General features: G+C 62.6%; 13 protein-coding genes. 6 read left to right on the top strand and 7 right to left on the bottom strand.

Features of this window, described 5'->3' with window-relative positions:
• Positions 1–6: 6 nt before the first annotated feature.
• The 5 genes from AAFG50_RS09625 to AAFG50_RS09605 are packed head-to-tail and all read right to left on the bottom strand — an operon-like array spanning position 7 to position 4255.
• Positions 7–939, bottom strand: a complete 933-nt coding sequence (locus tag AAFG50_RS09625) for a hypothetical protein (RefSeq protein ID WP_028174182.1) — start codon at positions 937–939, stop codon at positions 7–9.
• Positions 939–1403, bottom strand: coding sequence for a DoxX family protein (locus AAFG50_RS09620; RefSeq protein WP_028174181.1), 465 nt, complete (start codon positions 1401–1403; stop codon positions 939–941). Before AAFG50_RS09620 ends, AAFG50_RS09625 begins: the two co-directional genes overlap by 1 nt.
• 1 nt (position 1404) lies before the next feature.
• The gene (locus AAFG50_RS09615; protein ID WP_028174180.1) at positions 1405–3291 is read right to left on the bottom strand and encodes an amidohydrolase; all 1887 of its coding nucleotides are present in this window, start codon (positions 3289–3291) and stop codon (positions 1405–1407) included.
• Complete coding sequence (locus AAFG50_RS09610) at positions 3288–3578, bottom strand: XapX domain-containing protein (protein WP_028174179.1); 291 nt, start codon at positions 3576–3578, stop codon at positions 3288–3290. Before AAFG50_RS09610 ends, AAFG50_RS09615 begins: the two co-directional genes overlap by 4 nt.
• Before the next feature lie 26 nt (positions 3579–3604).
• A complete protein-coding gene (locus AAFG50_RS09605; RefSeq protein ID WP_011089697.1) occupies positions 3605–4255 on the bottom strand; it encodes a hydrolase in 651 nt (216 codons plus the stop codon).
• A gap of 314 nt (positions 4256–4569) precedes the next feature.
• Between AAFG50_RS09605 and AAFG50_RS09600 the strand changes: the two genes are divergently transcribed.
• Positions 4570–5385, top strand: coding sequence for an alpha/beta hydrolase (locus AAFG50_RS09600; protein WP_028174178.1), 816 nt, complete (start codon positions 4570–4572; stop codon positions 5383–5385).
• 13 nt (positions 5386–5398) lie between these two features.
• Positions 5399–6031 carry a hydrolase gene (locus tag AAFG50_RS09595; RefSeq protein WP_028174177.1) on the top strand — a complete coding sequence of 211 codons (633 nt, stop codon included), beginning with the start codon at positions 5399–5401 and terminating at the stop codon, positions 6029–6031.
• Positions 6032–6049: 18 nt separating this feature from the next.
• Here the strand turns inward: AAFG50_RS09595 and AAFG50_RS09590 are convergent, their stop codons facing one another.
• Positions 6050–6976 carry an AraC family transcriptional regulator gene (locus AAFG50_RS09590; RefSeq protein WP_028174176.1) on the bottom strand — a complete coding sequence of 309 codons (927 nt, stop codon included), beginning with the start codon at positions 6974–6976 and terminating at the stop codon, positions 6050–6052.
• A 260-nt stretch (positions 6977–7236) separates the two neighbouring features.
• Between AAFG50_RS09590 and AAFG50_RS09585 the strand changes: the two genes are divergently transcribed.
• Positions 7237–8226, top strand: a complete 990-nt coding sequence (locus AAFG50_RS09585) for a LysR substrate-binding domain-containing protein (RefSeq protein ID WP_028174174.1) — start codon at positions 7237–7239, stop codon at positions 8224–8226.
• Here the strand turns inward: AAFG50_RS09585 and AAFG50_RS09580 are convergent.
• On the bottom strand, positions 8160–9083 hold the full coding sequence (locus tag AAFG50_RS09580) for a ring-cleaving dioxygenase (protein WP_028174173.1): 924 nt from the start codon (positions 9081–9083) through the stop codon (positions 8160–8162). The two genes, AAFG50_RS09585 and AAFG50_RS09580, sit on opposite strands and share 67 nt — an antisense overlap.
• 293 nt (positions 9084–9376) lie before the next feature.
• Between AAFG50_RS09580 and AAFG50_RS09575 the strand changes: the two genes are divergently transcribed.
• From AAFG50_RS09575 to AAFG50_RS09565, 3 genes are all read left to right on the top strand, one after another.
• On the top strand, positions 9377–10249 hold the full coding sequence (locus tag AAFG50_RS09575) for an alpha/beta hydrolase (protein ID WP_039183903.1): 873 nt from the start codon (positions 9377–9379) through the stop codon (positions 10247–10249).
• Between the two features lie 65 nt (positions 10250–10314).
• The gene (locus AAFG50_RS09570) at positions 10315–11331 is read left to right on the top strand and encodes an MBL fold metallo-hydrolase (RefSeq protein WP_028174171.1); all 1017 of its coding nucleotides are present in this window, start codon (positions 10315–10317) and stop codon (positions 11329–11331) included.
• 75 nt (positions 11332–11406) lie between these two features.
• Positions 11407–13065, top strand: coding sequence for an MFS transporter (locus AAFG50_RS09565; RefSeq protein WP_028174170.1), 1659 nt, complete (start codon positions 11407–11409; stop codon positions 13063–13065).
• Positions 13066–13599 lie beyond the last annotated feature (534 nt).

Here is a 13599-nt window from a genome sequence, read left to right as displayed (position 1 = left end):
GTCACCTCATTTGGCGTCCGCCCGCGATGCACTCTTCGGGCCAAGGGAGTGGATCTCGGCGACGTACCCGCCGGGGAACATGACGAACGCAGCAGACCGGCTGCTCGACGTGTAGGATTCGACCAGCACCGTGGCGCCGGCGTCCTTCGCCTTGCCGAGGGTGGCTGCGAGGTCAGCGACTTCATAACCCGTCGTCTCCCGACCGTAGGGATAGGGCAGATGACCGTCGGTGACCAACACGACCATCTTCCCGAATGGGGACTCGATCCGGATGCGCCGGTAGGTCAAATCGGGTCTTCCGATCTCGACGCCGGGCGCCTTCGCGTCGTCCGAGACGACCTTGCCGCGGGAGAAGGCAAGAAAACTCCGGGTGAAGGCGGCGGCCCTGTCGGGCGAGACGTATACGCGATTCTCCGGAATCCGCTCGAAGGGAGCGTAGTCGGGTTTCGTCGTATGCCAGTAGAGCTGGAGGTTGACGCCGCCGGGCCACTGGACCACCGCATCGCGCCCGATGGGATCCGGGAAGGTGGAGACGATCACGTCAGCCCCCGCAGCGCGGGCCGCCTTGATCGCCTCGTCCATGTCGCCGACGAGGTAGCCGTTACGTTCGGCCCCGAAAGGATAAGGGATGGGCGTCTTGAAGCCGAACAGCGAGACGGTGCCGACAGGCGTCTGCAACAGTTGCGACGTGGTGCTGCTCGGCGTGGGCGTTACGGTTGCCACCACCTGCTTGGTGCTCTTGCCGCCAAACGTGGCCAGAAAACTGGATACGAACTTGTCCACGTCCTCAGGCGCGACGTAGACGTGCGTTGTGTCGTATTGCGGGGCAACGGCAACAGCCTGCTCCTTCGACTTCGTTGCTTCCCTGGCGACGACCGGCGAGCTCACCGCGACAGCCGCCGCCAACGCCACGACAGCGAACATCCGTGTTGATTTCATCAGGAAACTCCTTGGACGGATTGAGATCGCCGCGCCCGGTCCGGGTGATGCGAAGTCTCATTGGACAGAATCGATACGATGACAAGGCCCGCAATCAAGCCGAGATGCTCGAAGAAGGCATTCGTGGCCATGAATCTCTCATGGCCGCCCATGGTCCAGAACGCGTTTGCGGTGAGCATCGCGACGAACGTCAGGATGCCGAGCCCGCCGGCCCCCAGCCACACGAAACGATTCACGACGACAAGCAGAGACCCGCCGAGTTCGACCACGATAGCGGCGGTCGCCCACAGCCAGCCCGGATACAGGCCGAAATGTTCCTGCTCGGCCACCGCGCCCGCGAAATCGAGCAGTTTGGTGAAGCCGCCGAGCAGATAGGCCGATACCAGGGCCAGCCTGGCCGCATGCCACAGAAGCGGCCAGCGCAGGATCACGGAGATCCGGTTCGGTGTGGCTGCGGCAGGCATGTCAGACCGCCCAGCAGGCGCACCCCAGCGCGCCCCAGAAGCTTCGGAGGTCGGAGACCGGCAACCGGCTCGACCAGGCCGCCGCATGGTCGTGTCCGTGGACGCCGCAGGAATTGGCGCAGCCGCACATCTGCATGGCCTTCATCGCGAGGCTGGTATCCTTCGTCTTTGCCGTGTCGTCGGCCCAGGCCGCGTACCCGCCAAAGCGGCGGACCGGCGACCAGTCCGGCATGGCGGGCGGCGGTGTGACGCTCTCCAGCTTGGAGAAGTCTCCCGCGCCATAGACGATCCTGCCTCCGACCATGGTCAGCAGCGAAGTCGTATCGGCGATCTCGGCCTCGCTGCACGAGAAGTAGTCGCGGTCCGGGACGACGAGGTCGGCGAGCTGGCCGACCTGGATCCGACCCTTGTTACCCTCTTCGTTCGAGAACCACGTCACGTTTTCGGTCCACATCCGCAGCGCCGTCTCGCGATCCAGACAATTGCGCTGGGGCGTGATGCGCAACCCGCCGACGGTCCGGCCGGTGACGAGCCAGGACAGAGAGACCCACGGGTTGTAGGACGCAACGCGGGTCGCGTCCGTACCGGCCGACACCTTGACGCCCTTGTCGATGATCTTCTTGACCGGCGGCGTCGCCTCGGCGGCTCCCGCTCCGTACCGTTCCACGAAGTATTCGCCCTGATAGGCCATCCGGTGCTGCACGGCGATGCCGCCGCCGAGCGCCGCGATGCGATCGATCGACTGGTCCGAGATCGTCTCGGCGTGATCGAAGAACCAGTGCAGCCCTTCCAGGGGCATGTCCTGATTGACCCGCTCGAACACGTCCAGCGCCCGTGAGATCGTCTCGTCGTAGGTGGCATGGAGACGCCACGGCCATTTGTTCTGAACGAGGACCCGAACGACCTCCTCGAGCTCGCCTTCCATCTCCGCAGGCATGTCCGGACGGGCGACCCGAAAATCCTCGAAGTCGGCCGCCGAGAACACCAGCATCTCGCCGGCACCGTTGTGCCGGAAATAGTCGTCACCCTGCTTGTACTTCGAGGTTTTCGTCCAGTTGAGGAAGTCTGCCTTCTCGCCCTTGGGCTTCTGGGTGAAAAGGTTGTAGGCGAGTCGTATCGTCAGGAGGCCTTCGTCGCTCAGCTTCTGGATGACGGCGTAGTCGTCGGGATAGTTCTGGAATCCTCCGCCGGCGTCGATCGCACCGGTGACGCCGAGCCGGTTCAGTTCGCGCATGAAATGACGCGTCGAATTGACCTGATAATCGAACGGAAGTTTCGGGCCCTTGGCAAGGGTCGCGTAGAGGATGTTGGCGTTGGGCTTGGCCAGCAGCAAACCCGTCGGATTGCCCTTGGTATCGCGCATGATCTCGCCGCCCGGCGGTTCGGGCGTGTCCTTCGCATAACCGACGGCCCGCAGCGCCGCGCCGTTCAGGATGGCCCGATCGTAGAGATGCAGCAGGAAGACCGGCGTGTCGGGCGCGACGGCGTTGAGCTCGTCGATCGTCGGAAGCCGCTTCTCCGCGAATTGGTGTTCGGTGAATCCGCCGACCACTCTGACCCACTGCGGCGGTGGCGTGACGGCGACCTGCCGCTTCAGCATATCCATCGCAGTGGCGAGCGAGCGTACCCCGTCCCAGCGCAGCTCCATGTTGAAGTTCAGACCGCCGCGGATGATGTGAAGGTGGTTGTCGATCAGGCCCGGCAACACGCGCCGTCCCCTGAGATCGACGATCTTCGTGGACGGCCCCGCCAGCTTCATCACGTCATGATCGTGCCCGACCGCGACGAAGCGGCCATCGGCGATCGCGACCGCCGAAGCCGCCGGGTTCGAGCGATCGAGCGTCGTGAACAGACCACGATGCAGGATGATATCGGGTGCGGAGCTCATGAATGTTTCTCCTGGCCGTCCACCGAGGCGGCATTTTTCGATTGGTCGTTTTGACGACCGGGCAGCATGCCGAACATGTGCGGGGCGCACTTGGCTTGCTGCCACGCCGACGCCAGCCCGTGCCCGGACAACAGCTGCCGGGCCACGGGAACGATCTGCTCACCGGCGAGGATGCCAAGAAGCCCGACCAGCGCGACCAGCGGCGGCGCGGGCGAGCGCACGTTGAGAAGGCTGTAGATGGCGCCGACCAACAGGCCGGCGCCAAGGGACAACAGATAGATCTTCATCACGGCGATCCGCAATTGGAGGAGGTTCAGCCGGCTTTCGCGCCCCCTTCGGAGGCATGTTCGCCGAGTGCCCATTTCGAGAAGCGGATCTGGATTCCGTAGGGCGAATGCGCGCGCTGGATGTCCATCATTCCTTCGTAGGTCTCGCTGCGCGCCCAGTCCTGCTGAAGCTCGTAGGCGTATTGCGACGAGGTGATGGGAACCGCTCCTGCCTGGATGGCGCGCTCCATGGCGCGGTTGTGGGCTTCGAGCGAGAGATCGCCGCAAGCGTCGGCGGCAATGTAGATCTCGTAACCTTCCTTGAGCATGTCCAGGGTCGGAAAGATCACGCAGGCCTCGGTCCAGAGACCGGCCAGCACGAATTTCTTGCGACCGGTGGCAGCCACCGCCTTGCGGAAGTTCGCGTCGAGCCAGGAATTCATCGACGTGCGGTCGATGATGTCGTGCTCCGGAAACAGCGAGGCGACTTCCGGCATGAAGGGGCCGGAGAAGGAATCCCGCGCCACCGTGGTCAGCACGGTCGGAATTTTGAAGAGCTTCGCGGCCTTTGCCAGGATCTGGACGTTGTTAACCGTGACGAGGCGGTCATGCGATTGAACGCCCTGGAACATGGCCGGCTGGTAGTCGATCAGAGCGATCGCGCTGTTGTCGGGGGTGAGCATATCGAGTTTCGACATCGAGAAGTTCTCCTTGCGATCGGCATGAGCGATCGAGCGAAAGGGGATGGATGGGCGGCTGTATCGTGAACCCTGAACGCCGGCCAACGCTTGGACGATTTCGTCGCGGCTTGGATTTCGGCGCGATGATCATTCACGTGCGGCGAATTGCCGGGCGCATGTCCGCAGCGCCGGTCGGAGATCGCCAGCATGTCCAAACGACGCGCAGATCGTGCAAGCCAATCCGCGCCGTATCCGCAAACTTGCGGGCAGGAGGACCGAACCGCCTTGCAGAATGCCGTTCGGTTTTCATCAATTCGTCACAGGAGCGAACGATGGCCTTGCTTGAATTGCGGGACGGCACCGAGCTTTATTACAAGGACTGGGGAAGCGGAAAGCCGATCCTGTTCAGCCATGGCTGGCCGCTCAGCGCGGACATGTGGGACGCGCAGATGCTTTTCTTCGCCGAGCGCGGTTATCGAACGGTGGCGTTCGACCGCAGGGGCTTCGGCCGGTCGAGCCAGCCCTGGACGGGCTACGACTACGACACCTTCGCCGACGACATCGCTGACATCGTTAATCATCTCAACCTGAAGGATGTGACGCTGGTCGGATTCTCCATGGGCGGCGGAGACATCGCGCGCTACGTGGCGCGGCACGGCACGTCGCGGGTCGCCAAATTCGTCCTGCTCAGCGCCGTGACGCCCCTCTTCGTCAAGACCGCGGACCATGACGGTGTCGACAAGTCGGTGTTCGACGGCATCAAGGCCGGCCTGGTGAAGGACCGTGCGCAATTCCTCGACGACTTCAGCCCCCTCTTCTACGGCACCAACCACGGCACGAAGGTGTCGCAAGGCGTCTTCAAGCAGACCCTTCAGATCGCGCTTCAGGCGTCGCTCAAGGCGACCATCGATTGCGTGACCGCGTTCTCGGAAACCGACTTCCGGCCCGACATGGCCAAAATCGACGTGCCCACCCTGGTGATTCACGGCGAGGACGATCAGGTCGTGCCGTTCCCCTACACGGGCAAGCTGGCCGCCGAGATGATCAAGGGCGCCAAGCTGAAGATTTATCCGGGCGCTCCGCACGCAACGGCGACGACGCATGCCGACCAGGTCAACGCAGACCTCCTCGCGTTCCTGAAGGCCTAACCGGAGAAAGTCGATGGCCCCGAATCCGCTTCATCTGCTCGAGCCCAGGGACTGCGCCCTGCTTTTGATCGACCAACAGGCCGGCCTGGCTTTCGGAGTGGGGTCGATCGACCGGCAGGTTCTCATGAACAGCGTGGTCGCGCTCGCGAAGACCGCGACCGTGTTCGGCCTGCCGGTCGTCGCCTCCACCTCGGCGACGAAAGTGTACAGCGGGCCGCTGATGCCGGCGGTCAAGGCGGCGCTTCCAGGCGTCGAGCCGATCGACCGGCGCAGCATGAACATGTGGGAAGACGACAAGGCGCGCGCGGCCGTTCTGGCCACCGGTCGAAGCCGCCTGATCGTTTCGGGTCTGCTGACCGAGGCATGCGTGACGTTCGCGGTGCTTTCTGCACTGTCAGCCGGCTTGGAAGTCTACGTCGTCGGCGACGCCTGCGGAGGATTGACGACTGCGAGTCACGAACTGGCTCTCGGCCGGATGCAGGCCGCAGGCGCCCGCCTCACATCCTGGATCCAGGTTCTGCTCGAGATGCAGCGCGATTGGACGAGGCATGAAACCTACGATGGCGCACGCGCCATCGTCGAATCTCATGCCGGAGGATACGGGATCGGCCTGGCCTACGCCCGCGACATGATCCGACCCGCTTGAGACAGGATCCTGCTTGCGTCAGCCCTCGGAGCGGGCCCTTCGCCATGCTCCGGGGCTGGCCCCCACGTTGCGGGAAAACACCCGGGTGAAGTAGCTCTGGTCGCCAAAGCCGCAGATCAGTGCAATGTCGGCGAGCGGAAGCTTGGTGCTCTGCATGAGGCGCTTCGCCTCGTCGATGCGAAGCTGGGACAGGAATTCGTGCGGGGCAACGCCCGTGCTGCGCCGGAACGATCTGGCGAAGTGGCTTGGCGTCAACTTGCATTCGGCGGCGACGTCGGCAATCGTCAGATTGCTGGCGAGACGCGCTCGCATGATTTCCTTGGCGCGACGCTCCTGCCAGGGGGCAAGGCCTCCACCCGCAGCTTTTCCTTGTGGGCGCATTCCGCCATAGGTTTGGGCGAAATGGGCCAGAACACTCAACCCGATCTGATCGACGAAGAGCTGATTGCTCGTCGGATCCTGCTCCACCGCACTGAGCAGAACGCTGGACAGGGTCGACAGGAAGGGGTCACGCTGATCCCTGCTCCATTTGAGCGTCGAGATCGGTTTGGCCCCGTGCTCACGGGCAAACTCGTCGAGGGCCGTCTGGGGCACGTAGTATTGAACGGCATCGAACGGGCCTTTGAACTCACATTGAGGGTTGTCCATCAGATTGATGACGCTCACGGTCCCCGCACCGAAAGCTCCCGAATATCTCGGTCGTCCAGCGAGCCAACAGGAATGCCGATCGAGGTCACCGAGCTGTTGCAGGATGCTGAAGGCCGGTTCGGAAGGAATGACCGCGGTCCGCTCCCGAACGAATTGAGAGCAGGTCAGCCGGGTCATCGCCAGTGCCAACTGCCCTTCGCGCTTGATGCGCAGCAGGCAGTCACCCTCCATTCCCAGGTGCTGGCTGAGGCGACGACCGTAGAAGCCGCCGGTCGTACTATCAGACTCTTCCATCATCGGGGTATTCAAAGCTATCCATCATTGGATATGCCGCCATCATGAGTCCGAAGGACCACCTGCAGATCACGTCCGCCGCACCGATTTTCCTCTTAGAGCGATAGTCGTCCTCGTTCAAGTCACCGATCCGACAGTGGCGTGTCAGCAGGAAAATCGATCGCAAAACGAAACGATGACCCAGCATAGGTGACATTTGGCGGACTTGATAATCCGCTCCAATTCCACTTTATCTGTGAAACGGTTTCATAGATGGATACACGATGGATAATCGCATCGGGGAAATGCAGGTCTTCCTCCGTGTGGTGGAAGCCCAGAGCTATTCCGAGGCAGCCCGTCGACTGTTGATGACACCGTCAACCGTCAGCAAGCTCATCGGAAGGATCGAGGCGCGGCTCGGCGTCAGACTGTTCGAGCGTTCGACGCGGCGGCTGTCGCTGACGTCAGAGGGTCGGATGTACCACGACAAGAGTGTTGCACTGCTGGCCGAACTCGATGGCATCGAACGCGGCATTTCTCGGGGTGCAGCGGCGGCCGGCGGGACGATCCGGGTCAACACCACGGTGTCCTTCGGCATTCTCGGCCTCGAGCCTCTGCTCCCCGCCTTTTGGCAAGCACACCCTGAGATCGTGGTCGACATCTCGCTCTCCGACGAAATCGTCGACATGTACCTCGACCGGACCGATGTCGCCTTCCGGGTCGGGCCGTTGCAAGCCTCCGCGATGGTTGCCCGACGCATCGGGGTCGTCAAAAGAAGGATCGTCGCATCTCCAGACTACATAAATCGGCTAGGTGAGCCAAAAAGGGTTCAGGACCTTTCACGTCACAACTGCCTGGGATTCAATTTCCGGCGCTCTGCCCCGGTCTGGCCTCTGAAGGAGAGCGGGCGAATTGCCGACCGGGCAATCAGCGGCTCGCTGCTCGCAAACAACGCTCAAAGCCTGCGGCGAATGGCAATCGCGGGCATCGGCCTTGCAAGGCTCGCCGACTATCACGTCCGCGACGACATATCGGCTGGCCGCCTGGTCGAGGTTCTCAAGGGCACGGCAGGTGACGAGGAACAAATTCATGCGCTTTATCACGGTGGACCGCGGCTGCCCTTTCGCGTGAGAGCATTCCTTGACTTCATGTGCCCGCGACTGACCGATTTCATGGAAGGTCGGGCTCGCGATGGTCGACAGGCAGTTCAAGCGAGCGGAGGCAGGATCGCCGCCAGTTCGGCGCGACGCTCTTCGAGAAAGGCGGGAAGCTGAAGTTGCTGGCCGAGCTGCTCCGGCGCCTCGTCGACCGCAAAACCCGGGCCGTCGGTCGCGATCTCGAAAAGCACGCCGCAGGGGGCGCGGAAGCCGACCGCGTTCAGGTAGGTCCGCTCGATGGGATCGCTCACCACGATGCCGTACACCGACTGGAGTTTCTCGACCATCTCCGATCGATCGTCGAGATTGCTCGCGCGGAAGGCGACGTGCCGGATGGTGCCGCCGCCGAGGCGCCCCCGCGATGACTTTCCGATCATGCGCAAGGTGATCGTCCCGCCCGGACCGTCATGAGCCACGAAGCGCATGGCACCGTTTCTCTGAGAGACCAGCTGGAAATCGAAAACCTTCTGGAGGATGTCGATGGTCTCATCCTCCTCGCGGACATTCAGCGTGACGCCATGAAGGCCGCGCAGCGCGAGATCGGCCTTGGAGTTTGGGTCCGCCTGCCCCGATCGTCCCTCCCATGTCTCGATCAGCGAGAGGGCCGTACCATCGGGATCCGAGAAACAGAGCGTACGCTCGCCGAAGGGCGACACCTCCGATCGATAGGGCACACCCGCAGAAGCGAGCCGATCGGCCCACCCGTCGAGTGAATCCCCTGCGACGCGGAAGGCGGTCTGCACCACCTCGCCGGCGCCGGTCAGCCCCGGCGTCACGCAATTCCAGGCCAGCGTGCTCATTACGGTGCCCGGATTTCCGACGTCGTCGCCGTAGTAGACGTGGTAACTGCCGGGGTCGTCATAGCAGACGGTCTTCTTGACCCGATTGAGCGACAGCACACCCGCGTAGAAGCCGGCGGCGCGCCGCACGTCGCCGATGATTGCTGTGACGTGATGAAGTCCCCGTGCGTTCACGCAGTTGCTGCCTGATCCTCGATCCCGAAGCCGTCCGTTCGGGGTACCATGTCCACCTCGCGGATCCTCGTTCTCCCTTGCGTTGCTGGTCGTTACGAACATGCAATCCCGAACATCGCCGCGCGTCTTGGACTTTTTCCCGATCTTGGAACCGCCGCCAGGGTAAAATTCGGTGCCCCAACCGACCGTTTCCGCAACTACAGCGACGCAATCGTGCAAAACGCCGTGACAACCTGCAATCAGTCCCCTCCGACTTGACCAAGGATCGTGCCCGGAAACCTCTTACTCCGGGCATGACATCGGTGACCACCATTCGTCGCGCAACCTGCCGAGCAAACGGCATCCGCCAGTTCTATCTGGAGGCTGGGGCCGGTCCTCCGATCGTGCTGTTGCACGGCTTCCCGGAGACCAGCTTCGCCTGGCGTTTCCAGATACCGGCGCTTGCCCCCCACTACCGGGTAATCGCGCCGGACCTGCGCGGATACGGCGAGACCGACAAACCGCCGAACGGCTACGACAAGAGGACGATGGCCAACGACATCGTCGAGCTCTTGAAGACACTCGGCGTGGGGCGCGTGGCACTGATCGGACACGATCGCGGCGCGCGGGTCGCGACCCGCCTGGTCAAGGACCACCCGGATCTGGTCGATCGCCTCGTCGTCATGGATAACGTTCCAACCCGCATCGTCGCGCGCGAGATGACTGCGAAAGTCGCCCGCGAATACTGGTTCTTCATGTTCCACCAGATCCCCGACCTGCCGGAGGCACTGATCGCGGGACGCGAGGACATCTGGCTTCGTCACTTCTTTTCCGACTGGTGCCACGACCCGATGACGATCTCCGGCGAGGCGTTCGAGACCTACGTGAAGTCCTACAGCGCGCCTGGCGCCGTACGGGGCGCGATGTCCGACTATCGCGCCAGCGCAGAAGACATCGCGCAGGATCTCGAGGACGCGGAGCAGAAGATCCGGCGTCCCGTGCTGTCCCTTTGGGGTGAAGACTTCGGCGCCGTCGGCCGTCTCTTCGACATGAAGGCGGTCTGGAGCGAGATGGCGGAAACCCTCTCGGTCGCCCCGATCGAACGTTGCGGCCATCTTCCGCAGGAAGAACAACCGGAAGCGGTCAACAAGCTTCTTCTCGATTTTCTGAAGGGCTGGAACGGATGAAATCCTCAACCGCACCATGTCATGCCGTCGACTGAACCGGGACACCTGGCGATGAGGAGACAAGGATGAAGCCGATCCGCACCGTCGCGATGTTGACATTCGTATCCCTGCTGTCTCACGGCCAGGTGCATGCCGGCGCTCCCCAGGTACGCACCCAGGCGCCGGGCTTCTATCGCATCATGCTCGGGCGCATGGAGATAACGGCCTTGCTCGACGGGACCCATCCGTTTCCAGTCCACGACGTGATGACCAGGAACGAGACGATGCCGGGCGGAGACCGGAAAGCCGTGAAGCTCGCGGAAAGCCATCCCGGTAGAGGGGATGCCGTGCTCGCCGCCTCCGATCTCGCAGCTCCCGTGGAAGGCTCGATCAATGCCTTCTTGGTCAACACGGGAGACAGGCTCATTCTGATCGACAGCGGCGCCGGCAGCCTCTATGGCGCATGTTGCGGGCACCTTCTCGAAAATCTGCGCGCGTCCGGATACAGACCGGAGCAGATCGACGAGATCTATCTCACGCACTTGCATGCCGATCACGTCGGCGGCATCGCTCCAGAAGGAAAGCCTGCGTTTGCCAATGCAACCATAAGGGTCAACCAGAAGGACCTCGACTACTGGCTCGACGCCAAGAACGAGAGTGAAGCTCCCAAATTCCTCAAGCCGATGTTCGAAGGCGATCGCGCCTCGTTGAAGCCCTACAGGGAATCCGGCCGGCTGAAGCCCTTCTCGGAAGGTCAGGAGCTTTCGCCGGGGATTCGTGCAATTCCTACTCCCGGGCACACCCTAGGACACACCTCGTACGAGGTCTCGAGCGGAGGGCAAACATTGCTTGTCTGGGGCGATCTCGTCCATGTTGCGCCGATCCAGTTTCCCGATCCCGCCGTGACCGTGACTTACGACAGCAATCCGCTGTCGGCGGAACTGGAACGCACGGCAGCCTTCGCTCGGGCCGCGCGGACGTCGACGTGGATCGCGGCGGCTCACATCGCCTTTCCTGGAATCGGACATATCCGCTCGGTCGATGGCCGGTTCGAGTGGCTACCGGCGAACTACACCACCGTGTTGAAACCGACGAACGACTGACGCGACGCTCGGATTCTCGAGCATTTTGATCCGACACCGCCAGCCTTGCGCGGGTTCGATGGTTTGAGTGAATCAATGCCCCTATCCAACGAAAAGCCGGATCCATCGTCGACGGTGCCCGACACTTCCCCGTGGATCGCGTTTCGGCACACCACGTTCACGGTTGTCTGGATCGCAACCGTCGTCGCCAACGTCGGCACCTGGATGTACAACGCTGCGTCCGGATGGCTGATGACCAGCCTCGATGCCAATCCCCTCACCGTCTCCCTGGTTCAGGTCGCGAGCAGCCTTCCGATGTTCCTGTTCGCGCTGCCGGCTGGCGCGCTGGCGGATACTGTCGACAAACGCCGTTTTATGATTGGTTGTGAAATCGTCCTTACAATCATCGCGGCAGCAAGTGCGGTGCTCGTCGGGCTTAACCTCGTCACTCCGCCCATCCTTCTGCTGTTCACGTTTCTGCTCGGCGCCGGCGCTGCGTTCACCGCGCCCGCATGGCAGTCGGTTGTCCCTCAGCTTGTCCCGAGGCAAGACCTGGCCGCGGCCGTGGCCGGCAACGGCGTAGGCGTCAACATCAGCAGAGCCATCGGGCCGGCGCTGGGTGGCGCCGTCATCGGCGGGTTCGGCATCGCGGCCCCCTTCTGGATCAATGCTCTGAGCAATTTCGCCGTGATCGGAGCGCTCCTGTGGTGGCGCCCGGCGTCTTCGCAAGGCAGCGCGCTTCCACCGGAACGTCTCGCTGGCGCCATGGTGATCGGCTTCCGCCATGCGCGATTCAATCCGAAGCTTCGTGCGACACTCGTCAGGGCGGCGGCGTTCTTCTTCTTCGCGAGCGCCTATTGGGCACTGCTCCCCCTCGTGGCGCGCAATCAGATCGCGGGCGGTCCAGCACTCTACGGCATCTTGCTCGGAGCGATCGGCGTGGGTGCCGTCATCGGTGCGTTCATACTGCCTTGGATGAAGACAACCTTCGGGCCCAACGGGCTCGTTGCGGCCGGCACCGCCGGCACGGCGCTTAGTCTGATCCTCCTGGGCATCGCGCGTCACGCGGAGATCGGACTTGCGGCGTGCCTGATCGCCGGTATCTCATGGATCGGCGTCCTTGCGACGGTCAATGTCTCAGTTCAGGTCTCACTGCCGGACTGGGTGCGCGGCCGGGGGTTGGCGATCTTCGTCACCGTGTTCTTCGGCGCGATGACCGCTGGCAGCGCGCTCTGGGGTCAAATTGCCTCTGGACTCGGCTTGCCTACGGCGCACTTCCTAGCCGCTGCGGGCGCCGTCGCAGGAATCGCGTTGACCTGGCGCTGGAAGCTTCAAACCGGTGCAGGCATCGATCTTGCGCCCTCGATGCACTGGCCCTCACCTGTCTTGGCAATCGAGGCAGACGCTGACCGCGGGCCAGTCCTGATTACGGTCGAGTACCGCATCTCCGCGGAGCGCCGCGAAGCCTTCCTCGTCTCCATCAGAGACTTGGAGCAACAACGAAGGCGTGATGGCGCATATTCCTGGGACGTCTTCGAAGACGCCGCCGAGAGCGGACGCTTTCTGGAGACGTTTATGGTCGCGTCTTGGCTTGAGCACTTGCGGCAACACCAGCGCGTGACCAATACCGACAGGGCCGTTCAGGACGCCATCCGCAAATTCGGCGCCGCGGCCGAGCCCAAGGTCACCCATCTCATCGCCGCCAATTTTCGGCAAACCGGCTTAGGCACGCCCAGCAAACAGTCGTTGCTGTAGATGCTGATCTGCCGACGTTGGGGCGCTACCACCTAGCGTTAGAAATCGTACAAAATCGTAGTTTGGAGCGCAAAATCTGAGCCTTGGTAGCGGGTGACCGCTATCGTCCGCCTATCCTTGCGTCCCAAGCTCGGGCAAGTCGCCAACTTGAAGAGCACGCCGTAACGGCCGAGCGCGACCATCCCAAAACTGACTCTGCGTTGATTTGTCTTGATCTCCCAGTGCACACGACACCGACTACCCCCGACAGTTAGGACTTTTCCTAAGGTTAGATCGGTCCGCTCGTCTCAATTTGCCGCCCCACCTCGTGCATAGCTTGGTCGAGTACCCGGAACCCCGGTAGATTTCCTCGCGCGCATTCTTCTGCGCGTCATAGATCCTGATCTGGAGCATGGGAGAACACTCCACCTCCCTGGCGCAGTTACGAATTCCGCGCCAGCAAAGGCTGTAACCGCACCCGAACGGATGTAGCCGATGTTACGGGTGCCAGACGAAGCGCCATATCCGAACTGACGACTGGGCATTCGACCTTCC

The organism is Bradyrhizobium sp. B039, from assembly GCF_038965675.1.
GTDB lineage: Bacteria > Pseudomonadota > Alphaproteobacteria > Rhizobiales > Xanthobacteraceae > Bradyrhizobium > Bradyrhizobium diazoefficiens.
This window is presented reverse-complemented; position numbering and strand designations above follow the sequence as displayed.